The following is a 25,524-nucleotide window of genomic DNA, read 5'->3' on the forward strand; positions in this document are numbered from 1 at the left end:
ACCATAAATTAAATTAATTTGAGCTAGCTATTTAATTAATTTTCTTAGCAAAGCAAATAATACGATTCACTTCTTGGAAACCCAACTTTAAATGAACAGCTAAGCTTTCTTCATTATGTAATTCACAATCACTTGCAAATTCCGTACATTCTTTACTTTTTGACCATTGCTCACAATACTCTACAAGTTGCTTGGCATAGCCCTTCTTGCGGTAATCTGACATTACAAATAGCCCCTCTAAATAACCAACTACATTTGAATTTGTTCCCTCTACATAATCTGTTCGAAGCTGGCATTGGGCAAAGCCTATTGCCGAACCCTGCTCATACGCAATGAAAACTGCGGTACGTTCAGAAGCTAGCAATTCTTCCATTTCTAGCAGGAGATTTTCAATTGTATTATCTGGCCACAGTAATAGAGCTAATTCCGAAGCTGTTCGTACTTCATTTAAAGTCGCTTGCTGGATCATCAACCGTTCCCCTCCCTCTCAGTCACTTTAATGCAAATTATCCATTAACTACCAATTGAATGCAATTATAAAAACCGATTTCCTTACTATAGGAAACCGGCTATATAGAAGGATGATTCAGTTGTGTTCTGACCCTTCTTAGCATGTACAAAAGACCAAGAATTATGCTCGTTTTACTTTTGATAATTCAAAAGCCAGCCTACGCCAAATTGGTCAACCAAATTGGCATGTAATGCACTCCAAAAGGTTTCTTGAAGCTCGACTGTTACCATTCCCGATACACTTAAATCATTATAAATTCTCGTAATTTCCTCTTCACTTTCACATTCGAGGCTAACTCGCACATTATCACCCTGCTTTGTTTTTCCAAAGTCATCGGAAAAGTGGATAATACTATCGCCTACAACAAGTTCAGCGTGCAAGCACTTGCCATCCTCTGTCTGTTGAACATTTCTAATATCACCATCTAATATATTCCGATAATATTCTATAATTTCAAGACAATTTTCTACAAATATATAGGGGTTGGCACTTCTCAATGTAATTCCTCCAGCTCTTTTCTTTAATCCATTTTCGTTATTATCTCCAAAAGGCTATAAGAACATAATCGGCTTTCTTTAGCGAATAACTGTCAGTAATTCCTTCATCTCGTTGATAACGAAGTCAGCTTGATTTAACTCCTCTTGTTGAGCAAAATCAAAATTCACCCCTATTGAGACTAATCCATTTTCTTTTGCCGCCATAATATCAGACAATCGATCTCCTACTACCCAAGCGCTCGACAATTCATTTTCTTCTATTACACTCTTTACTAATTCCGATTTGTTACCTGATGCTATCGATTGAATGCTATAAATTTTTTCAAACAATTGATTCAATTCATATGTATCAATAATCGCCTGTAAATACTCCCACTCCCCATTGCTCGCTACAAAAAGTGGATATTGGATACTTAGTGATTGGAGTGTTTCTGCTACATTCGGATATAGCGCGCCTTTGCATAGAGTAATCATCTCAATTAGCTTTTTCTGAAATAGCTCGTTACTTTTTTCTCTAACTTCTTCAGAATGATTCGGACAAAGCGTTTCCCATACAACCGGTAACGGCACGCCCATAATTTCTCGGTATTTGCTAATAGGCGTCTCGCCAAACCATAGCTCATTCTCTCTTAAAGCATCGAAAGTAGCAGCCAATGCTGGTTCTAATATCATATTTGTCTGAAATAAAGTTCCATCCATATCAAAAATTATTGCTTGTTTCATATTTTACCTCCTCTTTACTTACGATTGATTATCATTACGCCTCTTTCATTATCTTACTTATATTTGAATTAAAGGAAATTTTCTTCAAAAAATTATATTTCAGATAATTTTATATATTTATAATAGTTGAAAAATACTAAATATATCATTTTCTTAACATACTCAAAAATATTTTTTTGTTATTATAGTAACATTCTTATTTTACTATATCGGGAGGAGATTTTATGAAATTATCTATTAAATGGCGAGTACTTGCTATAGTGTTAATCATTATTGTTTTAGGCTTAGGGACTCTAGGAACAGTCAGCTCTCTTTTAATCACTTCGAAAACAGAGGATAACGTGATAGAACAGAGTAAGGTAGTAGTAAATGGCCTTTCAGATAATATCTCAACATTTTTATCTACTTACGAGAAAAGTATATTAAAATTAGCTGCATCACCAGATATACAAAATTTTTATTTAAATTCATCTACATATAATGATGAAGCGGATCAGCTATACCGCTTCGATTTAGCAGAATACTTATCCATTTACGATGCTTCCTCAGGCATTTACTTTACTGATGGTGAATACACAATTATTGAACCACATTTTGATGGGATTAATGATTTAGATATAAAATCTCGTCCTTGGTATACAAATGCAATTCAAAATCCAGATCAGTTTGTATGGTCATCTCCTTACCTGGATAGCGTTACTGGTGAATATGCAATAACAGGATCACTAGCGGTAAAAGATGGCAGCACGGTCATTGGAGTTTTAGGCGTAGATATTTTATTAGCAGAGCTTACAGATATGCTCTCTTCTACTGATTTAGGCTATGAAGGATATCCAGTTGTTTTAGACAGTAACGGCGTAGCCATTGTTCATCCTTCCCAAATGGGTGAAGACCTTAGTAAAGATCGATTTGTACAAGCAATGCAGGCTGATGATAAAAGCATCAACAATATAACATCAACCATCAACAATGAGGAATCAGTTATTGTTTATAAAAAGGTTCCAGACTTAAATTGGACAGTATCTGCTGTGTACCAGGTTGATAATTTACACGGTTTAGCTAAGGATATCCAGCAAGTAATAGCTTTAATAGCAATTGCGATTATTGCAGTAACATTCATCGTTTTATATCTATTTATCACAAGCGTTTTAAAGCCTATTAATAAACTCGGTGTCTTAATGGAAGAGGTTTCTCAAGGTGATTTATCTGTTAATATCAAGGTGAAATCTCAGGATGAAATCGGCAAGCTTGCAGAGCATTTCAACTCAATGCTTTCGAATATGAAAAATATCATTACTGTTGTTCAAGATTCATCCAATAATGTAGAGCAACGTTCCCACCATTTAAGTGCACTTGCAGAAGAAACAAGTGCTGCAAGTATCGAAGTTTCCAATGCTGTGAATGATATTGCCATTGGTGCAACCACTTCATCTGAAAATGCAGATATGGTCACAGAAACTACAGGACAGCTTGGTGAAAGAATCAATGACATGAAGGTTCAAACCGCATCGTTACACGACATTACAATCGAGACTGATAAGTTAAATGTCATGGGGCATGAGAAAATGAATAATTTGTTAGGCTCCTTCACTCATTCAAAGCATGAATTAATGAATATGGCAGACGCAATTAGTGGGCTTGAACTCAAAGTAGGCGCAATTGATACTGTGATGAACACAATCTCTGAAATTTCAGCTCAAACAAATTTACTTGCACTAAACGCTAGTATAGAAGCCGCACGGGCAGGTGAGCATGGAAAAGGCTTCGCGGTAGTTGCAGATGAAGTTAGAAAGCTTGCCGAACAATCAGCAAAAGCAACAGAGCAAGTAAAAACAACTATTCAGGAATTACAATCAGAGTCACAGCAAGTCACAAATCAAATGACAGAGATGCAAAATACATTCCAAAATCAAGGTATTGTGGTTGAAGATACGAGCTCCCTATTCACAAATCTTTCAACCTTGATCGAGAACATGGAGAGTACTTTTAAAAATGTAATCTCTCAAATCGAAGGAATTGTAATTTATAAAGATCAAGTAGTTCAAACAATAGAAGAAATGTCCCTAACTGCACAATCTACAGCAGCAGCCTGCGAAGAAGTCAGTGCATCAAGCGATGAACAGCTGACAGCAATTCAATCTGTAGCTGAAGCATCAGAAGAACTAAATAATTTGAGTACAGAATTAGCGATTGCAATTAGTAAATTCAAGATTTAAGATTTTTTATTGAAAGTGGTCCCAAAGGATTTTAGTATCCTTTGGGACACTTTAATATCATTTATCCCCTTCTTCTCACCATCGTCATAAATTCTGCTCTATCAGTTTGGAATTCATGTTCTTCTATAAATCCTAGTTTTCGATATAAATGAATAGCTCTTTTATTGAATTTAGCAACAGTTAAACGTATAGGCGCGTTTTGGAAATCTTGTTCAATTAGTTTAATTATTAATAGGCAAAACTCAGCTCCTCTACCCTCTCCTACAAGCATTGGATTCATGCCAAGCCCCATATCTACTAATCTTTCTTCATAAGCTCCCATTGCATGTCCAGCTGGAACCTGTGCTGATTTCCCAGTACAAAAAAATCCAAATAATTCATTTTCTGTATCTACTAAAGCATAGTATGAACTATTAAGTAATTCTTCAAGTGCTTCTTTGGAGTACTCATTATTATAAAAATCATATGGAGGTTTATATTTCCAATTTAGTATTTGAATAGCGAATTGATTATTCATGTTGTACACTTTCAGTTTCATATTTACACTCACCCCACTATTCTTTTCGCTAAATATATTGAAAAACCTTTATATGAATCAATGATTACTTTTTAAGCGAGGCATAATAATCAATTTATTTTAGAGGACTTTTATATTTCTTATAGAATTCAACTATCTTTAAAGACATGTATTTTAGGAGGGATTTCAATGATTGCGAATTTAATTGGCCATAGCGTTACATTAAGAGAAATGTTAGAAACTGATTGGATGGATGTACATGCCTATGCTTCACTTCCAACAGTTAGCAGGTTTCAGCCTTGGGGGCCAAATTCTGAGGATGATTCATTAGAGTTCGTTCAACAGGTGGTTTCTGATAGTAATGAGGTTCCTAGATCACGATTTGTTTTCGCAGTCATCGTAGAGAATAAACTAATCGGCTCTGGAGAAATCAATATTCAGGATTTCATTGATAGAAAAGGAGAAATTGGATACGTTGTACATCCAGATTATTGGGGATTAGGTTACGCTACAGAGGTGGCAAAAATGCTGATTGAATTTGGCTTTACTCAGTTAAACCTGCATCGAATTTCTGCCACCTGTGACCCTCGAAATATTGGCTCCGTCAAGGTTTTAGAAAAGATTGGTATGGTGAGAGAAGGAACAATTCGCGACGACTTTCTAATTCACAATGGCTGGCGAGACTCTCACCTCTACGGAATATTGGAGCATGAATGGTTAGAACAAATAACTTCCAAAAAATAAATCAGTTATATTGAACCTTGTCCCAGCTTACCTCAACCATGAGGTGAGTTTTTTTATTGTCTATAACCCATCACAAGTAAAAGACCAATTAGAAATTAGTCCTTCTTTATGTATAATAGGATTCCCATTTAAATTATGACATGCATTAGTTGCGTCCATAATTTCTTTATGCGTTAAATACATATCAATCGATAATCCAATTGCAATCAAAATAGCAAGAGAGGAAATAATAATTACAGCCTGTCTTTTCAAGTTAAAGCTCACTTTATCCTTACACTCCTTATTTAAAAGCGACAGTATTAATATATGAATAATGCAAATAGTAAATGATAATTTACCGCATTATATTCTGATTACTTTTATTAATATACGAAAAAGAAGTGTAAATGTTTCTTTTTTTTCTGAAAAATATACCTTTTATGCTGTCTTATCCAAGAGAGGGAACAATATTTTGCTGGTGAAGCCGTTATATTTAGCAAAGGATTGTAAATAATTAAATGGCAGTACGATAGTGAATTTTCAAAAGGAGGATTTCAGAATGAATGCACAAAGAGCTCAAGAAATTTCAGAATCACCAGTCATTGCAAAGGTCCTGTATAACGGAGAAAAGGTCTATATTCAACATGTAGATGCTGATGCTGGAACAGCAAGAATCTATCCCCTCGATGATCCTCAAAAAGAACAAGAGGTCTCATTATCAAATTTAACGGAACATTAATAATTAAAAATAGTTTAAGCGACAACTTGTTTGACTTCAAATAAAAAATAGAAATTTATTTAAATCCACCTTCTTTATTACCATTTAATGCTTTTCTAAGTAGTTTTTATTTATAGAATAAATCCACTTTCCAAGAGCAAATTATTATCTAGGAGGTGAATCCATGGGTAACAAAAACAGCAAGGAAACAATAAACACGAGAACCCACAACCCTTTTGAAACCTACGCGCATTTGCATAGGAATACTACAAGCCACCAAGATAACCCAGAAGATAATACTGCTGAAATAGCAGAAGAATTCGACTCAAAGGTTAAAAACAAAAATAACGCAACAAATCACGATAAAAATATGCAATCGAATAAAAGATAAACTAAAACCATACAATATTGGAGGAATATACAATGGCTAAGAAAAATAAAAACAACTTTAACAACAATGCTAATAACAATAATAACCAAAACAATTCCAATAATAACAACCAAGAATTCGCTCAAGAATTAGATGTACAGGAAATCAAAAATAACAACAAAAAGGCAAAAAAGAACAGAAATAAATAGTAATTAAAGTTTATAAATGCATTTGAAGTATTTACAGATACTTTAAGTGCATTTATTTGTAAATTAATCCTCTTTAAAAATATCCCTAATAAATCTCTCTCGATTTTCTAAAAAGTACCTTGTAATCTGGTAATGACTAGTTTGTTCGTACTCAACCTCTTGTATAGTTTCTTCATCAAAACTATAGATAGTGGCATTAGGATACCCTAAAAGAATTGGAGAATGTGTGGCAATAATAAATTGACTATCCCCGTCATGTACTAAATCATTTATAATTCTTAAAAATGCAAGCTGTCTCTGAGGAGATAAGGCTGCTTCTGGCTCATCCAATATATAAATAGCATTGCCATTAAAACGATTGGAGAATAAAGACATGAAAGATTCACCGTGAGATTGCTCGTGCAAGGACTTGCCTCCATATGCATTAAATGCTTTTACATCATCTATATGGGATGCAAAATTATAAAAAGATTCTGCTCTCATAAAGAAGCCATTTGACATTTTTGGCCACCATGAAAGACTAATAAATTTACCTAATGCAGATTCGGAACGGTGGACATCGTAATAATTATTCCTTCCTCCACCAGCAGTATTAAATCCACATTTTTCAGCAATAGCTTCCAGGAGCGTTGATTTACCGGAACCATTTTCGCCAACAAAAAATGTTACTGGACCTTGAAACTCTAGATAGTCTAGTTCCTTTATTCCCGGAATCGAAAATGGGTATTCAGTAAAAGAAGGAATTAATTCTCGTTGGAGCTCAATTCTCTTTAACATTCTTCATCACCCGCTTACAAATAATAACTCATAATAATAAGTTCACCTTTTTTGCCCATTCTACGTTCCCCTTCATCAACGTACCCACTTTTCTTGTACAAGCTTTGCGCCACATCATTTTGTACATTCACCGCTAATACGATTTCGTTAATATTATCAAAATACTGTTTTACAAAAGATGGCAGTTCCTTTAATGCTTGCTTTGCATAGCCTTTGCCTAAATAGCGATGATCCGTTGAAAATGTTCTTAATAAAATGGCATTAGCATTATCAGAATATGGCTTTACACCAGCATTTTTATGTAGATTGAAGAAAGTAACAAGCTTCCCCTCCTCTAACGCTAATACTGCGTAACGATCTATGTCTTCGCTAGCCAGTTCAATACTTTCCGTCGGTATTCCCGTATAGCGAAGCTGTTCTTCAGTTAATTGATATTGTTTGATTGCTTTTTCATATTGACCTTCATAAAAACAGAGCTCCAAGATCCACACCTCCAATAGAACGTTTGTTCTTATTTTATAATTATTCACTCGCATTTTCAACCATATTTTACAAAATATCCTTATTTCCTTTCATTACTACGATTAAATTTATAGCTATATAATAAATCCCTCTCTACAAATCCAGCTTTAAAATAAACATGATTTGCTTTGTCATTTTTAGCTTCAACACATAATTTCATCTCGTTTATTTCACTGAAATTAAATATTTCTGTTACAACTTCCTTCAACAGCAGCGTGCCATATCCTTGATTTTGAGCAGCTGGTGCAATCGCAAAATAGTGTAAGTCTGCCTCATTCATGTCCAAATCCACCTCGTAATAGGCATACCCAAGCATTTCTCCTGCTTCAGACTTGAGGATTTTTAATATATGCTCTTCATTTAATCGGCTTGCAATGGTTTGAGCGCTATAATATGTATTCGGAAAAGCTGCTGATTGCAGAGCTTCAAAAGCTTGAAAATCGTTTTGGATAAAGTCTGTACTCTTTCTATTTTGAAGCGTTACAAAATTGTCTCTCTCCAATTCTAAAATAAGGTGCTCTCCCGTTTTAGTTGCTTGGATCATATTCATAAAATCCTGTTGCTTTATATTTTCTTTATTTAAAAAGAAATAAAAAATCCTAACTTTTGGGTACTCCTGCATAAGCCGCTCCCAAAGTTGATTTTGTGCAGTCAAGGCAGCATTTATATTAAATGGCCCCCAGACCTCTGCTGTGTCCTCATCTATATCCAACCCAATAGCAGCCTCAATTTCCCCATAGCTATTCCTAGCAACCAGAAACGAGATTTTGCCATCATCCCCTACAAAATCTTCTTGTAAGGTTTCGTAGATTTCATCGGCTTGAAGTCCACAATAACCAATATGAAAGGCTTTTTGATTATTTAATTCAGCTAAAAAGTGCGCTAACTCTTTAAAATCTTGCGAAATTCCGATAGTACCTGTCATAAAATACACCTCACATTTCTTTTTCCTTCTAACTTAAAATTCGTTATCCCTGAATTTAATCCTTTAAAAAAAGAAAAAAGCGTCTCCTTTTACAGAAACGCTTTACTATACGTATTAGTGAATATCTTTTTTTCTAAAGTTTCCGCCCTTTACTTCTGCTACATCATAAACTGTAACAAATGCACCTGGGTCGATTTCTTGTATAATTGCTTTCATTTTACTTTCCTCTAATCGGTTGATGACACAAGTGATTTCCTTGAACATTTCATGTGAATAACCACCATAAACATCATTATAGGTTGCACTGCGTCCTAATCGATCACGAATGGTTTCGACCATTACCTCAGGATCAGCTGTAATAATTTTAAAGGTTTTTGACCCACTTAAGCCTTCTTCAACAATATGGATTACCTTCGAAGCGATGAAATATGCAATCCCTGAAAGAATAGCTCCTTGTAAACCAAATACCGTCGAAACAACGATGAAGACAAAGAGGTTTAAAAATAAAATCAAGTCACTTGTCCCAAATGGCAATTTTTTAGATAGTAATACAGCTAACATATCAATACCATCCAACGCACCACCATTACGTAAGGCAAGACCCATTCCAAACCCAAGGATTATCCCACCAACAACAGTGATTAACAGCGTATCTCCTTCGATAATGGCTGGTATATGGTGCATCCACACTGTACCTACCGCTAAAGACACAATTCCCACTACTGAATATATGGCAAAGCTTTTACCGATTTGCTTATAGCCTAGCCATACAAAAGGAATATTAAGGATAGCAATCAAAACCCCTAGAGGTAAATCGAAAAGCTGCGACCCGACGATACTTAAACCGGTCACTCCTCCATCCGATACATTATTTGGAATCAATACAGCCTCTAAACCGTATGCCGCAATTAATCCACCAAGGATAATCATGATTGTTTTCCCGATAATTTTAGCTATATTTGGCTTTCTCTTTAAAACCCTGTTCATCTTTTCTCCTACTTTCAAACTCACTTATAAGTATGTATTTATGTCTTACTTCCTATTTAATTATAAGTTAGCTTGTCCAAAACTCAAAACACCTGCTCTAAGAATTTTATATGCAAATAATTTTTCATTAAATATTTTATTTAAGCTCCTACTAGCAATGCCGTTAATTCCTCCACAGATTCAACAATTTGTGTGGGTTCACTTCCCTTAAGCTCTTCAATAGAGCCGTAGCCATACTTTACTCCAATCGAGTCAATTCCGGTTTCCTTTGCCCCTATCACATCGTACTTTCTGTCTCCAATCATTACGAATTCATCCTTAGATAACTCTTGATAACCTTCCAAAATATACTGAATGATTTCTCCCTTTGCCGATCTTGTACCATCAAAGTTACTACCAACAATTTTGTCAAAGTACTCGTCCAGCTGAAAATACTTTATGATTTGCTCCGCAAAAGCAGTGACCTTCGAGGTTGCGACAACCAAAATATACTGCTGCTCTTTTAATGCTTTTAATAACGGTACAATCCCATCATATAATACATTTTCATAAATCCCTTTATCCTTAAATCGCTCTCGATAATGGTTTACAGCTAATAGAGTTTGCTCTTCTGTGAAACTATAAAACTCAGCAAATGAAACATGTAAAGGAGGCCCTATAAAGCAAGTCAGCTTATCAAGGTTCGGTTCCTGGATATCCATTTTACTAAGTGCATATTGAACCGACTTTGTAATCCCAACGACTGGATCTGTTAAGGTACCATCTAAGTCAAATAATATTACTTTATATTTTCCCATTAAAATCATCTCCTTTATTTGTAATATGTTTTATTTCTATCTGCCCCCAAGTTGCTTTCCAGTTCTTTTTAGCAACACGCTCTTCGTAAATAAATGCACGATTTTTATTTTCTAAAATAAATGGAGTTGGTCGAACTATCATGTTAACAATATCTTGAAGTCCACAAGGTGCAGTTAAAATTAGATTATCTTCTGAATCCAGCTTCACTCCTAAAGCAGTTACAGTTTCAGGAAACTTGGAAATTGCATCTGTAGATGATTGATAGGGTTCACAATTATTGCGAAGATGCATCCTTGCTTCATTTTTCACAGACCAAGGAGTACTGGGCGAATATGATTTCAATGCTTCTTCATAAGCCTTTTCTTTTACCTCATCAAGATTGGATGGGTCAAAATAAATCACATCCACATCTTCAATCTCTGTTCTAACATTGAAGCCATGTAATGTCTCCCAAATCTTAGATCTTACAAAACCGGCACATATCCACCAATCCGGTAAATTTAGTGCTCTAGCAGTTTTTAAGATTCCCATCATCCACAAGTCTTCTTGAATATTGGCTAATATTTTTTCTTCATCCAACAAACACTTACGCCTCCACATGCTAAAAAAACTGCCGATTGGGGTAGCTGCAGCTTAGTTTTTCTTTGCCTTAATAACGATAAAGGAAGGTCGTCGTTCCTCGTCAATCAATTTTGGTCTTAGCTCTATTCCACCTGGAATTGATGTAGGCTCTATAATTTTTTCTAGAGTTAAACCTTTTTCAATCAACGTATTAATGAGAGTAGAAACAGTTCGATGGTACTTTACCACTCCATTTACATACCAATACCCTTCCCGCTTACCTTCTTGTTTATAATGATCGATAGCCCAGTGAAGCTTGTTCCCTTCACTGTCCCTTACCCAGTTCGATATTTCTTCTTTTCGGGCTGTTACTATTGGATGCTCGGTGGAAAAGACAAATTCTCCATTAGTGATTAGCAGGCTCTTAATTTTATCTATTAGCTTCGGGTAATCTTCAATATAATGAATGGCTAGGGAGCTTACGATGATATCAAAGGTTTGGTTATGTAAGTCTAGTTCTTCTATCGGAGAGCAGAGATAGTCGATTTTTTTATGAGGATTCTCCTTTATAGCCTTTTCAATCATATTTTTAGAAATATCCACAGCAACCACCTTAGCTGCCCCTTTTTCTACACAATACTTTGCAAAAGCACCAGCACCACACCCTAAGTCTAGAACCCTTTTCCCTTCTATTGCTGTCAGAAGTGATTTTATGGCAGGCTGCTCCACAAAATCATTGGCCGTAACACCACTATCTCTTAAAGCCGTATACTGTTCAAAAAAGACTTGGTTATCATAAATGTTTTGCTTCAAATTATCTCCTCCAATTTCCTATCGATAATTACCATGTAGTGGGGTAAACAAATCTTCTTCAGAATTTCGAACCATTGAAAAGTTATCCACATTATAATGCCCATGCAAAATTCGATTGTGATGCTGAATGATTTGTTGACCAGATAATGTATCTGAATCTGAAGTAGAATGTGCGTCGCCTACCAGTGTGACATCAAACCCATTGACCGTTGCACTCCTTACAGCCGTATCAATGCAATACTCTGTTTTACAGCCCATCATGACAAGATGCTCAACTTTATGTTCTTTTAGATAATCCTTTAAAGGAGTCCCATAAAACGAATTGGTTGCTGCTTTATTAAAAGTAACCGCACTCGCTGGTACATTAATTTCATCGTGTACCTGGAAGCCTGGTCCCTCACCCTTGGATACATCTACATCCCTAATAAAAACTATCGAAATCTCTTTTTCTACTGCTTTTTGAATAACCATGTTTATATTTTTTACTAGGCTTTCTTTTTCAATGACCCCTTTTTCAACCTCGTCTCCATCAATTAGTGCCTGCTGTGCATCGATAACTAATAATGCTTGGTTCAAACCATTCGCCTCCTCTTTGGTAAATTTCATCCTCTTTGTATTCTTTTGTCTTCCTTATAATTCCTTCCTCAGTTGACTATTTATTTTTTTGAAATCTCACCTTTCGCAAAAGCCACTTACTTCCCTATTCGATAAAAAAAGAACGATTACCTTTTAATAAAAGTAATCGCTCCATTTTATTTAATTCTTGTTATTGGCCAAAAACGAACAATACGCTTTTTAGCATAATGTAAAATCGGCTTTTCGTTCTGCGGCTCGATGCCAATACTCGATAATAAAGTATTTTGCTGGAATTCAGCTTCGGCTTTTTCAATTAGCCAAGGCTCATGTAAAATGTCTGCTCTTAATGGAACACCTTTTTTACTCACGTTATATAAGCAGTATCTTTCCAATAACCATTCCTCTAAAGAGCCTCGGTTTGTCGGAGAAGCTTCCGATACTGACCTATAATTGCAACTTAGCTCTAAACCTGCTTTCTCTTCACTTTCAAAGACGATTAAATTCTTATCCCGTTTCATGTTCATATCCATTTGCAGATATGGAAGCTGAAAAAATGCTTTTGCAGAAAAAGCAGCCAGATGCTTTGCAGCGGTTAACCGAAAAAAGTAAACGCCAGGCTTTCCATTCATCGTTACATAAGTTCGAATGTTAAAGCCAGGATACGTAGATAGCCCTGGAACAGGAGGCACACCCCTTAAATGCATAGAGCTTGTTAAGTATGGCACGATGCTAACCCACCCGGTTTGGTAAAACGTATCCACCGTCAACTCACTTGGAACTATTTTTTCTAAAGCCTCACGCGGCACAGGATAATGAGCAAATAAAATATCCTTCCAGGTCTGCTTCATAATCCATGGCAAGTTTGTAGTTAGCTTTTGCCTCTCATTTAAATTGCTATTTTCAACAAACGTTCGCTCTTTCATTTCCTTAGAGTCACCGCCTTTAGTTAATGTCGATAAATCCTAGTATTAACTAAACTCCTGGTACCCAACCCGGTCTATTTATAATCATTTTCCATAATTGATCTGGAATCACTAATTCCTCTTGCTTTTCTTTATCAAGCTTTGTTGCAATTTCATCTTCTTTTCCCTCTGCAACTTTTTGCACCCAATCAGGATCAATTAGCAATTCTCGTCCTAAAGCTAGTAGAGGGATTCCTGTTTCAAAGGCTTTACGAGCATCCTCTGCGCTGTATATTGAACCAACACCAATAAGTGGTACACGATTATTTATTTTCTCAAGTAAATATGCAATGCGTGTTTTTGTTAAATCATCCACACCTCTATGAGCCGTCGAGAAGAAATCACCTAACGAAACATGTAAATAATCTAATTCTTTATCAGCCAAAGCATCTACTAATTCCAGCGTATCCGCCATTGTAATTCCTTTTTCCTCTGGCTCTTCCGGTGAAAAGCGGTGACCAACGATGAAGGAAGAATCTCCATACTTTTCTACAACGCTCTTCACCTTATCAACAACTGCTAATGGGAATGCCATACGTTTTTCCAAAGTACCGCCAAAACGGTCCTCGCGACGGTTCGAGTGACCAGAGAAGAATTGCTGAATTAGATATCCATTGGCACCATGAACTTCAACCCCATCATACCCGGCTTCAATTGCACGGCGAGTTGCTTCTCCATAAGCATTGATAATCTCTTCAATTTCGCCTTCGGTTAAAGGTCTTGGTGTCTTTCCTGGCACACCATTTTGTTCTGCCGGAATATCACTTGCACTTACGATTTCACCATTTGGTACTAATTCAGGTGGCGACATTTTCCCGCCATGGTAAATTTGTAAAACAGCCTTAGCTCCTTGCTCTTTAATAGCGTCGGCTACACGTTTCAAGTCTGGAATAAATTTATCATTGTAGGCTGCAAATTGCCCATGGAAGCCCTGCCCGTTCGCAGTTACGTGTGTACAAGCAGTAATCACTAAGCTCACTCCATTTGAGCGACGAGAATAGTACTTAATTTCAGCATCTGTCACCGTACCATCCACATTCGAAGACCAGTGAGTCATCGGAGCCATCACAATACGATTTTTCAATTCTATTCCATTAGGTAAAGTAAATGGTGCAAACAAATCTTTATATTTTTCATTCATGTTTATATTCCTCCCCATCTTCTTTTGAGAGAGTCTTTTAAATATCACAGGATTTCTCTACTTAATAACGATGCCCATGACACTTGAGATATAGACCCTAGTTATATACTAAACCTACAAACTACATTTTATTAAGTGATATGCTCTTTAAAAATACGCTACCTAATTTTTAGGTAATTTGACCCTATAAATCCCCAAATTCCTTTAGAGATAATTATATGAATATAGATTTGTATTACAATTTCAAATTTTTAGAGAAGATTTTACATAAAAACATCCTGGGCAAGATATCACTTTTACACTATTTTTTAACATAAAATTCTATATTATCTCAAATTTTTACCTCCGCATCATACAAGTCCAATGCACTAGACACTCTATTTAAATATTCTATATAAACTTAAGACCTATAGAATATAGACTATAGCAAAATTTGGTGTATATAATAGAAAAAAGTCGAAATTTAGGGTGAAATCAGTTGAACGATATCGTTATTACAGGCTATGGCATTAAAGCACCTGGTGTTTTAGATAAAATAAGTTTTTTAAATGTACTAGAAAAAGGGATTTGTACTCAAAGCATATTAAAAAATGTAGACCCGTCTCAAAGCGATTTCGTTGCAGGTATTATTGAGGAAAGCTTTTTGGAGATTAGTCAAAGAAATTATCAACGCTACCCCCGTTCTGTCAGAATTGCAATTGCAGCAGCATTGGATGCAAGTAAAATGGCAAATCTAAATTATTTCGAGCCCTCTCGAGTAGCTGTAATAATGGGCACAGCCGCTGGAGCGATTCTTGAAATTGAACACTACTCTGCTGATGCATTTGATTATAAAAAATTCCCCATACAAGGGGTTTCAATAGTTGATACTCATACACTTTCAGCTTCAGTAGCTGAAGCAATCGGTCTAAATGGACCTACCTTTACATTAACTACAGGCTGTACTGCAAGTTTAGATGCCGTCTCGTTTGGAAAACTTCTTCTTGAGAGTGGGAGTGTTGATGCTTGTATAGTTGGTGGATCGGACGCTCCATTAGGCCAATGGACCATCAATGGCTTTAATAAAATTAGAGCCCTTTCAACTGATTCAACTATTGAAAGTGCTGGAATTCCATTCTCTACAGAACATCGTGGATTTGTTTTAGCTGAAGGTGCTGGGGTAATTACCATGGAAAGAAGAGAATCAGCAACTATACGAAATCAGAAAATTTACGGCAAGATTGAAAAAGTCGTTTCAAGAAATGAAGGACAAAGGATATTAAACTTTGATAAAACTGGAAAACATATGCTTAAAGTATTCCAGGAAACAGTTGGAGATACTATACCTAGCTATGTAAACAGCCAAGCACTTGGCATTGATGCAAACGACCAGATAGAGCGTTTTGTTCTTAAAGAGACATTTGGTACAGAAGTGCCAATTACGTCCATAAAGGGCATGCTCGGTCATACATTTGGTGCTATGGGGGCAATGCAAATCATTTCGTCCTTACTATCAATGGAATACGGATTTATCCCTCCAACCACCAAAACACAAGGAATTGGATTTGAGGATATCCCTATTGTTTTTAACACAAGGCAACAAGATATTGAGTCAGTGTGCATCACTACCCATGGCAGTAGTGGAAATAATGCTTGCCTTTTACTGACACATACATAGGAGGCCCATTTTTACATGTTTTTACTCTTTCTAGTTATTTTAGCTTTAATTCCTATTTGCGTTGGTATTACGCTCTTAGTTTTATTTAATAAAAATAAGCTCTCTAGGGTTATTCTGCTATTCTTGCTGCTTGCAACCCTTTGGCAGCTAGATGTTGCCTTTTTATATTCGCATGAGTTATTTAATGAAGAAACCATCAGCTTCTTTTTCAAGCTTTTTCGATTTGGGCCTATTATGGTCACACCGACACTTTTCTATATTGGCTATATAATGGTTCAAGAAACATTATCAAATGATTTGCAAAAAAAGTGGCGATTCCTTGTTAATCGAACAACCGTTATTATCTCATATGTATTAGCTTTCATAGTGTATCTAATTGGATGGACTTCAAGTGGCATAAAAGATTTACAGCTTATACAAGAAGGAACGAATATATTTTACTTCCCTATCTACGGCGAGCACCATTGGGTATTTCAAGGTAATATTGTACTTTTCTTTGCTAGTACTACTCTCTGTTTCTTGGTTAGTCTCAAAGTACAAAATAAGAGTGAACGTTCATTTTTAATTTATTTTATAATCTTTTCGACCATCGGCTATTTAATAGGTACTTTGAATATGTTTTCAACTACAAGATTGTACCCAAGCTCGATCGCCGTGCTTGTATTTGCAGTTTCGTTATTAATATTAGCGAGCAGAATGCATATCAAAATTGTAAATAATATGAACAAGAAGCTAAATGAGCAAAAAAAATTCCTATTTCAAGTCATTGATTTAAATCCTAACTATATTTATGCACAGGACAAATTTGGTCGCTATACACTTTTAAATCAATCCTATGCACAGCTAATGGGAATGGATATACAAGCGATGATTGGAAAGTCTGATGCTGAACTACAAATTAATCAAAACGAGAAGAAGAAAAATTTGACCCTAGAATATAATATGGTCAATTCACAGGAAAAACTCTTCATTAGAGAAGAATCTCTTACAGCCGCAACTGGCGAGAAGATTTGGGTACAGACTGCTAAAGTGCCTATTAATTTTAATGAGGGCTCAGCATGCCTTGCTGTATCAACTGACATTACAGAGCGAAAGCAGTATGAGGATGAAATCAAATTCCAGGCAAATCATGATTCTCTAACCGGATTACCAAACCGCCGTATGTTCAACGAGGATCTTACAAATCTATTAGAAAAAGCGAAATTAGAAAAAAGTCAAAGTGCTATTATGTTTCTTGATTTGGATCGTTTTAAATATATTAATGATACCCTAGGACATGATTGGGGAGATCTTTTACTCGTTGAAGTATCAAGGCGAATGGAAAGCCTGCTAAAAAAACAACACCAATCTGCCAAAATTTATAGACTTGGCGGTGATGAATTTACGGTTATCCTTCCCTACTACAATTCAGCCGATAGTGAAAAATTTGCAAACGAATTACTAGCGCTGTTTAAAAATGGCTTTATCATAGCAGATAGCGAGTACTTTATTACACCAAGTATAGGTATCAGTATCTATCCAAATGATGGCGAAGATGCAAATACACTTATTAAGCACGCTGACACTGCCATGTACTATGTAAAGGAAAAAGGAAAGAATAACTACCAATTATTCAATTCAGATATGCAAAGTAACTTCTATAGAAAAATGATGATAGAAAAGCAATTGCGTACAGCACTGGACAACGAAGAATTCGAGCTTTACTACCAGCCGATAATTGATTTGAAAACTAGTGATATTATTGCGATGGAATCTCTTTTAAGATGGAATAATCCAATTCTTGGACTAGTCTCTCCAGATGAATTTATATCAATTGCAGAAGAAACTGGAATGATTCTCCCTATCGGTAAATGGGTATTGAATACTGCCCTAAAACAAAATATCCAATGGCAGCATGAAGGCTACAAGTCCTTAAAAACAAGTGTTAATGTTTCTGTCCGCCAACTACTTGACCCCAATTTTGTAGATGATGTGAAAAAGGTGCTCGACAATCTAGGAATCAATGCAGACCTTGTCGTGCTAGAAATAACGGAGAGCATTGCCATGTATGCAGATTCAATGATTGCAAAGCTCAATACATTAAAAGATCTTGGAATCAGTCTGTCGATGGATGACTTTGGAACAGGCTATTCATCCTTAAGCTATCTGAATAAGTATCCATTAGATTCTTTAAAAATCGATAAATCCTTTGTTATGGGCATGAATCAAGACGATGAGAACAATGCAATTGTAAAAACGATTGTGGCAATTGCACAGCAGCTTGATTTAAGTGTTATCGCTGAAGGAGTTGAGGGCCAGGAAGAAGCTCATGTTTTAAATACGATGGGCTGTGATTTTGCTCAGGGCTATTACTTCAGCCGTCCTCTACCAGCAAATGAAATCAAAGAAAAGTGGTTAATTGCAAGAGACTAATTTAAGAAAATATACTTAAAAAGCCTATCCTCTGAGAAATCTAGGATAGGCTTCTATTTATTTCGTTTTCTTTAGCCTATGATTAATAATTTACGAAGAATGCCGCTATATCAGCATTTCCCAAAACTTTCTGCTACACATATCCCCTCAGCTCTATCTAATAGGTATTCTCTCCTACAATTACCAGCCTTCTAATCACTCTTTCTATATTATTATTGATAGTGAGGTGAAGACATTGATAAAAGTATATAAATACCCAGTAATTTTTGCAGTAGAGGATAATGAAACAGATGAAGGTGATTTCCCAGTTTACATTAGAATACCTGACCTAGTTGACGCAGGGTTTTCATTTGCTTCATCAGCTGGACATACAGAAGATGATATTTTAGCAATAGCAAGAGATTGTATGAAAATGTCTATTGAAGACGGGCTTCGTCGTGACTTACAGGCTCCTGTGGCATCCAAGCTTCGTGAAATAGATTTAAAAAAACATCTTTCTCGATATGACGAGGAACTAATTGATTTAAAAAGTATAGCTGTAGAATGGATTAAAGCTGAGGTGTAAGCCTCAGTTTTTTTCTATTAAAAATAGATACTATATCCCCCCTACAGTTAAGATATTCACTATTTTAAAAATACTGAAAATTATGGTAACATGGTGGTATCTTAATAGAATTGGAGAGTTGTTATGATTAACTTTGATAAACCAGGTGTAGAACAATTTTTTCAAACATTAACGGTTTCTAATTTTACTGTCAGCCCCGATGAGAAACAGGTTGTTTTTAGTACAAACCTAAATGGTTACTCAAACCTTTGGGCTATGGATCTTCCAAATCAGTTCCCCTACCCTCTAACTTTTAATAACCAAGGTGCGGCATTTCTTTCCTACGCGAAAACAGGAGAATTCATCATTGCCGGCTTTGACCATGATGGCGATGAAAACACTCAAATCTATGCTATCTCTCCTAAAGGAGGTAAATTCACCCCTCTTCGTACTAAAGAAGGAGAACGTCATTTCTTCTCTTATTTAAGTGAGGATGGAAAACGTCTTTACTATCCAAGTACCGTTGGAAATGCTACTTATTTTAATAACTATGTTTATAATCTTGAAACTGGCGAAGAAAAGCTATTACTTGAAGGAACAGAAGCCCCTACCGCAATCGAGGCGGTTAGTCCAAGTGAAAATTCCTTTGTCTCAATTAAGCAATTCGGCAACACTCATTCACTAGCTTTCGTACACCTAGGAGAAGAGAAGCTTTTATTGACTCCAGAAACAACTGAACAGCACACTGTAAATGAAATCGTCTATACATCAGAGACAGCTATCTATTTCTTAACTGAATATAATGATGATTTGTCTTATCTTGCTAAATTCGATTTAACTTCGAAAGAATTCTCAAAGGTTTTACAGTTAGAAAAAGAGGATTTCACAAGCTTAACTTACTCTAAAAAGAATAACTCTCTATATTTAGTAGGTTCATATGGTGTAGAAGATCGACTTTACGAATATTCTCTAGCAGATGGCAAACTAACAACTTTAAACACACCAGCAAGCGTAATTGATAAGCTAGTTGTAATGGCGAGTGGAAATCTCTACGTTCAAGGACGCACTGCTAAAACACCTGGTAATCTTTTTGTTTCTAAGTATGGTGGAGTAACTTGGGAAGAGTTAACACATTATCGTGTTCCTGGTGTTGACGATGAGGATTTAGTGGAGCCAGAAGTTTTAACATACCCTTCATTTGATGGAATGGAGATTGAGGCACTGTTCTTTAAAGCGAAGGAAGAAAATTCAAATGGACATGTAATTCTTTGGCCACATGGTGGACCACAGGCGCTTGAACGCAAAACCTTCCGCTCTATGTTCCAATCACTTATTTATAGTGGCTACTCAATCTTCGCCCCGAACTTCCGTGGTTCAACAAACTATGGATTAAAGTATTCAAAAATGGTTGAGGGTGACTGGGGTCATGGTCCACGTCTAGATAATATCCAAGGCTTAGAATGGCTAATCGAAAATGGCTATGCAGATCGAGAAAAGATTTTACTATTGGGCGGTAGCTATGGCGGTTACATGGCCCTTCTACTACATGGTAGACATGCAGATTACTTCAAAGCAGTAGTGGATATTTTCGGTCCAAGTGATCTCTTCTCCTTCATAGAGTCTGTTCCTGAGTTCTGGAAGCCATTCATGGAGCAATGGGTTGGAGATCCTGTAAAAGATAAAGAAAGACTAACAAAGGATTCCCCTATTACTTATTTGGATGGCATGACTAAGCCTATGCTTGTAATTCAAGGTGCAAACGACCCTCGTGTTGTTCAAAAGGAATCCGACCAAATTGTCGCAGCACTAAAGGAAAGCGGTCGTGAAGTGGAATACATCGTGTTAGAAGATGAAGGTCATGGCTTCTCCAAAAAACAAAACGAAATCCGCATTTACAGTAGAATTATCGAATTCTTCGACGAAAATATTAAAGCAGCAAATCCAGTAGCATAAATAAAAGCCCCTCAAGCTAGAGCATACTCTATCAATTGAGGGGCTTTAGCTTGCTTCAATTTGGCATTCTCTTTTTTGCCAGCTTTAACGTGGCAACTATAAGAAAGCTGACAATTACAAGTAGCAGCCATGAACTTACCTTTCCTAAATGCACAAGACTCCATGTGTCAGCTTGGTTTGGATATTGCCAGGCTCCAAAGAATGTGGCGATATTTTCTGCTATCCATATAAAAAAGCCAATAAGTACAAAGGATAACGCTATTGGCATCCGGTAGCTTATGCCATTCACTTCATATCGTACCCATGACCTCCAAAATACGATTACTACTAGTCCAGATAGCCACCAACGTACATCAATCCAATAATGATGCGTAAAAAAATTTAAATATATGGCAGCCGCTAATGGAACTACAACTAAAAATGGAGGCCAGCTCTCAAGCTCTACATTTAGCCTTCTCCACGCCTGGCAAAGATAACTCGCGACACTTGCGTACATAAATCCACTATACAAGGGTACTCCAAAAATTTTAGTATAACCCTCCTCTGGATACGACCAGGAGCCCATATGCACCTTAAAAAGCTCAAGTGCCAGACCAATTAGGTGAAATAATGTAATTACCTTTAATTCATCTCTTGTTTCAAGCCCCGAACGCACCATCCACCACTGCATGAGTAAACAAATGATTAGCAACCAATCATATCTTGGCAGAAATGGCAGAGGAAAAATTTGAGTTAAGGCCAAAGAAGCAAAGATAACGACCGGAAACAAACAGGATTGTGCTTGTTCAACCCCAAATTGTACAAGCTGTTTTAACGCTCTCATAAGCACCCCCCTTAGAAATTTCAACCAGCCGATATTTATCGTTTATCAACACTTTATTATCGAATAATAAGACTTATTTATCCCTTAAAGGTTCCTTTAAGAAAAAATCAAATCCTCCCAGTCTCCTTATTTTAAATTCTCAATTTTAGAAATATGGTAAAAGTTATTTCAAAGTAAGTTTTTTCTACTAAAATAAGAGACAATCGTTTTTTTAGGAGGCAGTATTATGAATAAACCCGCGCATTTAATGGGTGGTGTAGCAGCAGGAATAGCAGCAGCAAAATATATAGCCCCGACCGTTCCGTATAGCGGATTAGTCGATGGAATTGTAGGTTCTGGAGTGGTATTCTGCGGTGCTCTATTAGGTTCCCTTTTACCGGATATTGACCATCGTCACAGCTATATCGGTCGAAAGCTTAAAATTGCTTCTTTCATTATCAGTAAGACGCTTGGACATCGAAGTGTAGTGCATACTCCACTGATTATCTTTGCATTTACAGCATTTCTATTTTTCTTATCCAATGAATTAATAGGTGAAGCCCAAGCCCTGGCAAAATCCTTTGTTATTGGCTTGAGTGCTGGTATGTGGAGCCATCTATTATTAGATTTGATGACTAAAAGAGGGATTCCCCTTCTCTACCCGTTTACTAAGAAGAGCTTTCGCATTGCAAACTTTAAGGGCGGGGGAATTGGTGACAGCTTAACAACTACAGGCTGTGCTATTTTAATAGGATTAATGCTTTTAAATTTACTTTAATAAATATGCAGGCAAAAATGAGAGTACCTTACATTACCAAATGTAAAGTACTCCCTGCTAAATTGAATCCTCTTCCATTTATTCCTTCGAATTATTGACCTGTTAAACATATTTAACCATCGCAATTTCACTACAGTTATCAATTTTGGGGCAATTTCTGCAATCAATCCATACCTTTTCCGGTAGCGTTTCTTTACTGACAATATGAAATCCACATTTTTCAAAAAAATTCACTTCGTATGTTAAAGATATTAATCGCTTCACTCCTAATTTGATGCTTTCCTCTACAATGTGATCAACTAAAATACGTCCTATTCCTTTACCTTGATAATCAGGAGATACTACCAATGATCGAACCTCCCCCAAATCCTTTCCCAAAATATGCAGACCTGCCACACCTACCACTGTTTCTTGATCCTTTACTACATATAAACATTGCAAACTCTGATAAAGCGATAACAATGAACGAGGCAGAACAATCTGTTCCTTTACATAAATTTCAATCAATTCGTATATAGACTCTACATCTGCCGTAGTCGCGTTATAAACCTTCATTTCAAATCCCCTTTTCAATGAAAATATACTTTTTTCATAAGATAGTCCCATGTCTTTATTTTATTATAAATATACATTCGCAAGAATAAAAATACAATAAAATATTTAAAAAAATACTCAATTCTTCTTATAGCTTAAGAGAATGAGTATTTAAAGCTAGTGTTGGTAATCTTTTATTATTCTGAGTGCTAAGGAGTCCATAAATGTAACCAAAATGTCACACCTCATATAGTTTGCTCCTCTCGATTACTTTAATCTACTTGCTTGAATGCGTTGGATGACAGAAGCATTCTAGTGTGTGATCGTTCACCATTCCAACGGCCTGCATATATGAATAACAAATCGTACCTCCAACAAATTTGAAGCCATCCTTCTTCAGCTTTTTGCTCATACGATTACTAATCTCGGTCGTGACAGGTACTTCTTTAATAGACTTCCATTCGTTGATAATAGGCTGATGGTCAACGAAGCCCCATATGTAGTTGGAGAATGAGCCATACTCCTTTTGAATACGCAGAAAGCTTTGTGCATTTGTGACAACACTTTGTATCTTCAACTTATTCCGTACGATTCCAGGATTCTCCTTTAAGGCTTGTAATTTTTCTTCTGTATATTGCGTTATTTTTTCGGCATCAAACTGATCAAAGGCTTCACGATAGTTTTCTCTTTTTTGCAAAATTGTCCACCAGCTCAATCCAGCCTGTGCCCCTTCCAAGCAAAGCATTTCGAATAATTTTTTATCATCATATACTGGAACGCCCCACTCCTTGTCATGGTATTCCATATACAAAGGCTCCTTTGTTACCCAATCACATCGTTTCATCCTATTTAACTCCTTTAATTAAGATTATTTACTTTATTTTTATTGTACACGTCTAACCCCAATTAAGAAATTTCTTGGAAACTATTAAAAAACCACCTAGCCTATAATGAAGCATTGGGTGGTCATTGATTAATATATCTATATTCTTTTATAATTCATCCCTGAGTACATGTGTCCCGGCAATAAAATCGTGAATAGCCCTTTTATCCTCTCGAGTCCCTACCATGAAAGCGCTCAAAATGGGAGCAATACCTAAAGACACATAAGCTAATAGCTGTTTTCCGATAACCTCACGTTTTATCATCGTCCAAAAATTAATAGGATTTTCATCTATTCTCTCAATATGAATTTTCATAACTCTTTTACCTATTATATAACCCTTCCAATAGATTGGAAGCAACGTGGCATAAATCACATATAAACCACTTGTAATATTATTAATTATATCCGAAGAATAATCAAAGCCAAAAATTAAATTAAAGACAATCCAAATTAGACCTATAACAATAACTGTGTCCAATATATCTGCCCCAAGCCTTCTCCAAAAACCCGCTAAATTTTGCATTAATCATCCCTCCTATAATATGCTCGCATACCTTTTAACCAAATTATACCATAATAATTTCTGTAAGATAGTTACAATTTTTGGAATTATTAAACGTGGGAACAGGATAATAGCGAGTATACTTTATTACGTCCACCAAAGTATTTTTCCACAGAGGCTGCCGTAGTCAATCGTCTAAACTACATATAGATGAAAAGCTTTGAGTTAACTGTCGATCAAAATTGTAGCCTGCATTTTAAGCTAATATTAAAACGAGCATTTCTACTCCTTGAGGAAATGCTCGTTCTATACTTATTAATTTAGTTTGCTAAAATAATTTCCTCTATCTTTTTCATTACCTGCTTTGCCGTTAAATTAAAGCTTAAAGCAAGTTCCTCAGAAAAGAGTGAGGTTACTTGCTCTAGCATGAGCAAATCCTGGTTCGGAAGAGTTTTGTCTTCTTTTTCCAATTCAAACTTTTTTCTTAAAATGGTATTAATCATCTGGGCAATCTGTACATGATTCTTTGACTCAATTACTTTTTGATAATGCTGCGTACGCTCGTTCATACGACTAGGCCAGTCATCCGGTGGATTTTTAAATGTCTCCAAAATCACTTCTGCTGCTTCTTTTGAAGTGATTGGTGATAGCTTAGAATCCTTCGCTTCAACCGGATGATACAGCTTGATCGATACATCATGAAAAGAATGTAAAATATAATATTTTTTTTGTTTACCTGAAAATGTTAATTTTTGTATATCCTGAACTATGCATACGCCATGTGCACCATAAAAGACTTTATCCCCAATTGAGAACATCGTTTTCCCCCTTGTTAATACCATTTTTTAATGTGTGCCCTTCCTTTCAACCACCGACTGCTACAAAATTGCTCTATTCGTTATGGTCATCT

The 25,524-nt window shown here is 36.1% G+C and carries 30 protein-coding genes; 10 read left to right on the forward strand and 20 right to left on the reverse strand.

Translation table 11 applies throughout. The features are described 5' to 3' along the window. Positions 1-31: 31 nt before the first annotated feature. From aac(6') to BJ095_RS01915, 3 genes are all read right to left on the reverse strand, one after another. On the reverse strand, positions 32-469 hold the full coding sequence (gene aac(6'), locus BJ095_RS01905; protein ID WP_107936008.1) for an aminoglycoside 6'-N-acetyltransferase: 438 nt from the start codon (positions 467-469) through the stop codon (positions 32-34). A gap of 173 nt (positions 470-642) precedes the next feature. Beyond that, positions 643-1,008, reverse strand: a complete 366-nt coding sequence (locus tag BJ095_RS01910; protein WP_107936010.1) for a VOC family protein — start codon at positions 1,006-1,008, stop codon at positions 643-645. A gap of 78 nt (positions 1,009-1,086) precedes the next feature. Further along, positions 1,087-1,731: an HAD hydrolase-like protein gene (locus BJ095_RS01915; protein WP_107936012.1), complete on the reverse strand. Its 645-nt coding sequence runs from the start codon at positions 1,729-1,731 to the stop codon at positions 1,087-1,089. Positions 1,732-1,955: 224 nt separating this feature from the next. On the opposite strand from BJ095_RS01915, the gene BJ095_RS01920 reads away from it, so the two are divergent. Then, positions 1,956-3,947, forward strand: a complete 1,992-nt coding sequence (locus tag BJ095_RS01920; RefSeq protein WP_107936014.1) for a methyl-accepting chemotaxis protein — start codon at positions 1,956-1,958, stop codon at positions 3,945-3,947. 61 nt (positions 3,948-4,008) lie between these two features. Here BJ095_RS01920 and BJ095_RS01925 read toward each other — a convergent pair whose 3' ends face one another. Then, positions 4,009-4,485, reverse strand: coding sequence for a GNAT family N-acetyltransferase (locus tag BJ095_RS01925; protein ID WP_107936016.1), 477 nt, complete (start codon positions 4,483-4,485; stop codon positions 4,009-4,011). A 168-nt stretch (positions 4,486-4,653) separates the two neighbouring features. Here BJ095_RS01925 and BJ095_RS01930 point away from each other — a divergent pair, with 168 nt between their 5' ends. Continuing rightward, positions 4,654-5,208, forward strand: coding sequence for a GNAT family N-acetyltransferase (locus tag BJ095_RS01930; protein ID WP_107936018.1), 555 nt, complete (start codon positions 4,654-4,656; stop codon positions 5,206-5,208). Positions 5,209-5,268: 60 nt separating this feature from the next. Here the strand turns inward: BJ095_RS01930 and BJ095_RS01935 are convergent, their stop codons facing one another. Then, a complete protein-coding gene (locus BJ095_RS01935) occupies positions 5,269-5,472 on the reverse strand; it encodes a hypothetical protein (protein WP_107936020.1) in 204 nt (67 codons plus the stop codon). Between the two features lie 274 nt (positions 5,473-5,746). Here BJ095_RS01935 and BJ095_RS01940 point away from each other — a divergent pair, with 274 nt between their 5' ends. The 3 genes from BJ095_RS01940 to BJ095_RS18900 all read left to right on the forward strand — a co-directional run bounded on the left by BJ095_RS01940 (position 5,747) and on the right by BJ095_RS18900 (position 6,484). After that, complete coding sequence (locus tag BJ095_RS01940) at positions 5,747-5,926, forward strand: small acid-soluble spore protein H (protein ID WP_107936022.1); 180 nt, start codon at positions 5,747-5,749, stop codon at positions 5,924-5,926. A gap of 163 nt (positions 5,927-6,089) precedes the next feature. Next, positions 6,090-6,296, forward strand: coding sequence for a hypothetical protein (locus tag BJ095_RS01945; RefSeq protein WP_107936024.1), 207 nt, complete (start codon positions 6,090-6,092; stop codon positions 6,294-6,296). 32 nt (positions 6,297-6,328) lie between these two features. Then, positions 6,329-6,484: a hypothetical protein gene (locus BJ095_RS18900; RefSeq protein WP_181417929.1), complete on the forward strand. Its 156-nt coding sequence runs from the start codon at positions 6,329-6,331 to the stop codon at positions 6,482-6,484. Positions 6,485-6,547: 63 nt separating this feature from the next. Here BJ095_RS18900 and BJ095_RS01950 read toward each other — a convergent pair whose 3' ends face one another. The 10 genes from BJ095_RS01950 to BJ095_RS01995 form a co-directional block, all read right to left on the reverse strand. Continuing rightward, complete coding sequence (locus BJ095_RS01950; RefSeq protein WP_107936025.1) at positions 6,548-7,261, reverse strand: AAA family ATPase; 714 nt, start codon at positions 7,259-7,261, stop codon at positions 6,548-6,550. Positions 7,262-7,275: 14 nt separating this feature from the next. After that, on the reverse strand, positions 7,276-7,743 hold the full coding sequence (locus BJ095_RS01955) for a GNAT family N-acetyltransferase (protein WP_235867548.1): 468 nt from the start codon (positions 7,741-7,743) through the stop codon (positions 7,276-7,278). 80 nt (positions 7,744-7,823) lie between these two features. Then, positions 7,824-8,708: a GNAT family N-acetyltransferase gene (locus BJ095_RS01960; RefSeq protein WP_107936027.1), complete on the reverse strand. Its 885-nt coding sequence runs from the start codon at positions 8,706-8,708 to the stop codon at positions 7,824-7,826. Positions 8,709-8,822: 114 nt separating this feature from the next. Beyond that, positions 8,823-9,695 (reverse strand): YitT family protein, encoded by an 873-nt coding sequence (locus tag BJ095_RS01965; RefSeq protein WP_107936028.1) that lies wholly within the window; start codon positions 9,693-9,695, stop codon positions 8,823-8,825. Positions 9,696-9,835: 140 nt separating this feature from the next. Beyond that, entirely contained in the window at positions 9,836-10,492 is a 657-nt protein-coding gene (locus tag BJ095_RS01970) for an HAD family hydrolase (protein ID WP_107936029.1), read from the reverse strand. Further along, complete coding sequence (locus tag BJ095_RS01975; RefSeq protein WP_235867549.1) at positions 10,479-11,075, reverse strand: nucleotidyltransferase family protein; 597 nt, start codon at positions 11,073-11,075, stop codon at positions 10,479-10,481. Before BJ095_RS01975 ends, BJ095_RS01970 begins: the two co-directional genes overlap by 14 nt. Positions 11,076-11,126: 51 nt before the next feature. After that, on the reverse strand, positions 11,127-11,867 hold the full coding sequence (locus BJ095_RS01980) for a class I SAM-dependent methyltransferase (protein ID WP_107936033.1): 741 nt from the start codon (positions 11,865-11,867) through the stop codon (positions 11,127-11,129). Positions 11,868-11,885: 18 nt separating this feature from the next. Continuing rightward, positions 11,886-12,443: a cysteine hydrolase family protein gene (locus BJ095_RS01985; protein WP_107936035.1), complete on the reverse strand. Its 558-nt coding sequence runs from the start codon at positions 12,441-12,443 to the stop codon at positions 11,886-11,888. Between the two features lie 176 nt (positions 12,444-12,619). Beyond that, on the reverse strand, positions 12,620-13,366 hold the full coding sequence (locus BJ095_RS01990; RefSeq protein ID WP_107936037.1) for a YqjF family protein: 747 nt from the start codon (positions 13,364-13,366) through the stop codon (positions 12,620-12,622). Between the two features lie 49 nt (positions 13,367-13,415). After that, a complete protein-coding gene (locus BJ095_RS01995; RefSeq protein ID WP_107936039.1) occupies positions 13,416-14,546 on the reverse strand; it encodes an NADH-dependent flavin oxidoreductase in 1,131 nt (376 codons plus the stop codon). Positions 14,547-15,024: 478 nt separating this feature from the next. On the opposite strand from BJ095_RS01995, the gene BJ095_RS02000 reads away from it, so the two are divergent. The 4 genes from BJ095_RS02000 (at position 15,025) to BJ095_RS02015 (ending at position 21,112) form a co-directional block, all read left to right on the forward strand. Then, entirely contained in the window at positions 15,025-16,203 is a 1,179-nt protein-coding gene (locus BJ095_RS02000; protein ID WP_107936041.1) for a beta-ketoacyl synthase N-terminal-like domain-containing protein, read from the forward strand. 15 nt (positions 16,204-16,218) lie between these two features. Beyond that, the gene (locus BJ095_RS02005; protein WP_107936043.1) at positions 16,219-18,615 is read left to right on the forward strand and encodes a sensor domain-containing protein; all 2,397 of its coding nucleotides are present in this window, start codon (positions 16,219-16,221) and stop codon (positions 18,613-18,615) included. Positions 18,616-18,850: 235 nt separating this feature from the next. Beyond that, a complete protein-coding gene (locus tag BJ095_RS02010) occupies positions 18,851-19,180 on the forward strand; it encodes a hypothetical protein (protein WP_107936045.1) in 330 nt (109 codons plus the stop codon). Positions 19,181-19,303: 123 nt separating this feature from the next. Further along, positions 19,304-21,112: a S9 family peptidase gene (locus tag BJ095_RS02015; protein WP_107936047.1), complete on the forward strand. Its 1,809-nt coding sequence runs from the start codon at positions 19,304-19,306 to the stop codon at positions 21,110-21,112. A 55-nt stretch (positions 21,113-21,167) separates the two neighbouring features. Here BJ095_RS02015 and BJ095_RS02020 read toward each other — a convergent pair whose 3' ends face one another. Continuing rightward, positions 21,168-21,935: a DUF817 domain-containing protein gene (locus BJ095_RS02020; RefSeq protein WP_107936049.1), complete on the reverse strand. Its 768-nt coding sequence runs from the start codon at positions 21,933-21,935 to the stop codon at positions 21,168-21,170. A gap of 226 nt (positions 21,936-22,161) precedes the next feature. Between BJ095_RS02020 and BJ095_RS02025 the strand changes: the two genes are divergently transcribed. Next, a complete protein-coding gene (locus tag BJ095_RS02025; protein WP_107936051.1) occupies positions 22,162-22,692 on the forward strand; it encodes a metal-dependent hydrolase in 531 nt (176 codons plus the stop codon). 102 nt (positions 22,693-22,794) lie between these two features. On the opposite strand, the gene BJ095_RS02030 is transcribed toward BJ095_RS02025, so the two are convergent. The 4 genes from BJ095_RS02030 to BJ095_RS02045 form a co-directional block, all read right to left on the reverse strand. Next, complete coding sequence (locus BJ095_RS02030) at positions 22,795-23,247, reverse strand: N-acetyltransferase (RefSeq protein WP_107936053.1); 453 nt, start codon at positions 23,245-23,247, stop codon at positions 22,795-22,797. Between the two features lie 256 nt (positions 23,248-23,503). Then, positions 23,504-24,070: a DNA-3-methyladenine glycosylase I gene (locus tag BJ095_RS02035; RefSeq protein ID WP_107936056.1), complete on the reverse strand. Its 567-nt coding sequence runs from the start codon at positions 24,068-24,070 to the stop codon at positions 23,504-23,506. Positions 24,071-24,218: 148 nt separating this feature from the next. Beyond that, positions 24,219-24,635 (reverse strand): RDD family protein, encoded by a 417-nt coding sequence (locus BJ095_RS02040; RefSeq protein WP_107936058.1) that lies wholly within the window; start codon positions 24,633-24,635, stop codon positions 24,219-24,221. A 299-nt stretch (positions 24,636-24,934) separates the two neighbouring features. After that, entirely contained in the window at positions 24,935-25,456 is a 522-nt protein-coding gene (locus BJ095_RS02045; RefSeq protein ID WP_107931982.1) for a CarD family transcriptional regulator, read from the reverse strand. Positions 25,457-25,524: the final 68 nt, after the last annotated feature.

It is taken from the genome of Ureibacillus chungkukjangi (assembly GCF_003217295.1).
In the GTDB taxonomy this organism is placed as follows: domain Bacteria; phylum Bacillota; class Bacilli; order Bacillales_A; family Planococcaceae; genus Ureibacillus; species Ureibacillus chungkukjangi.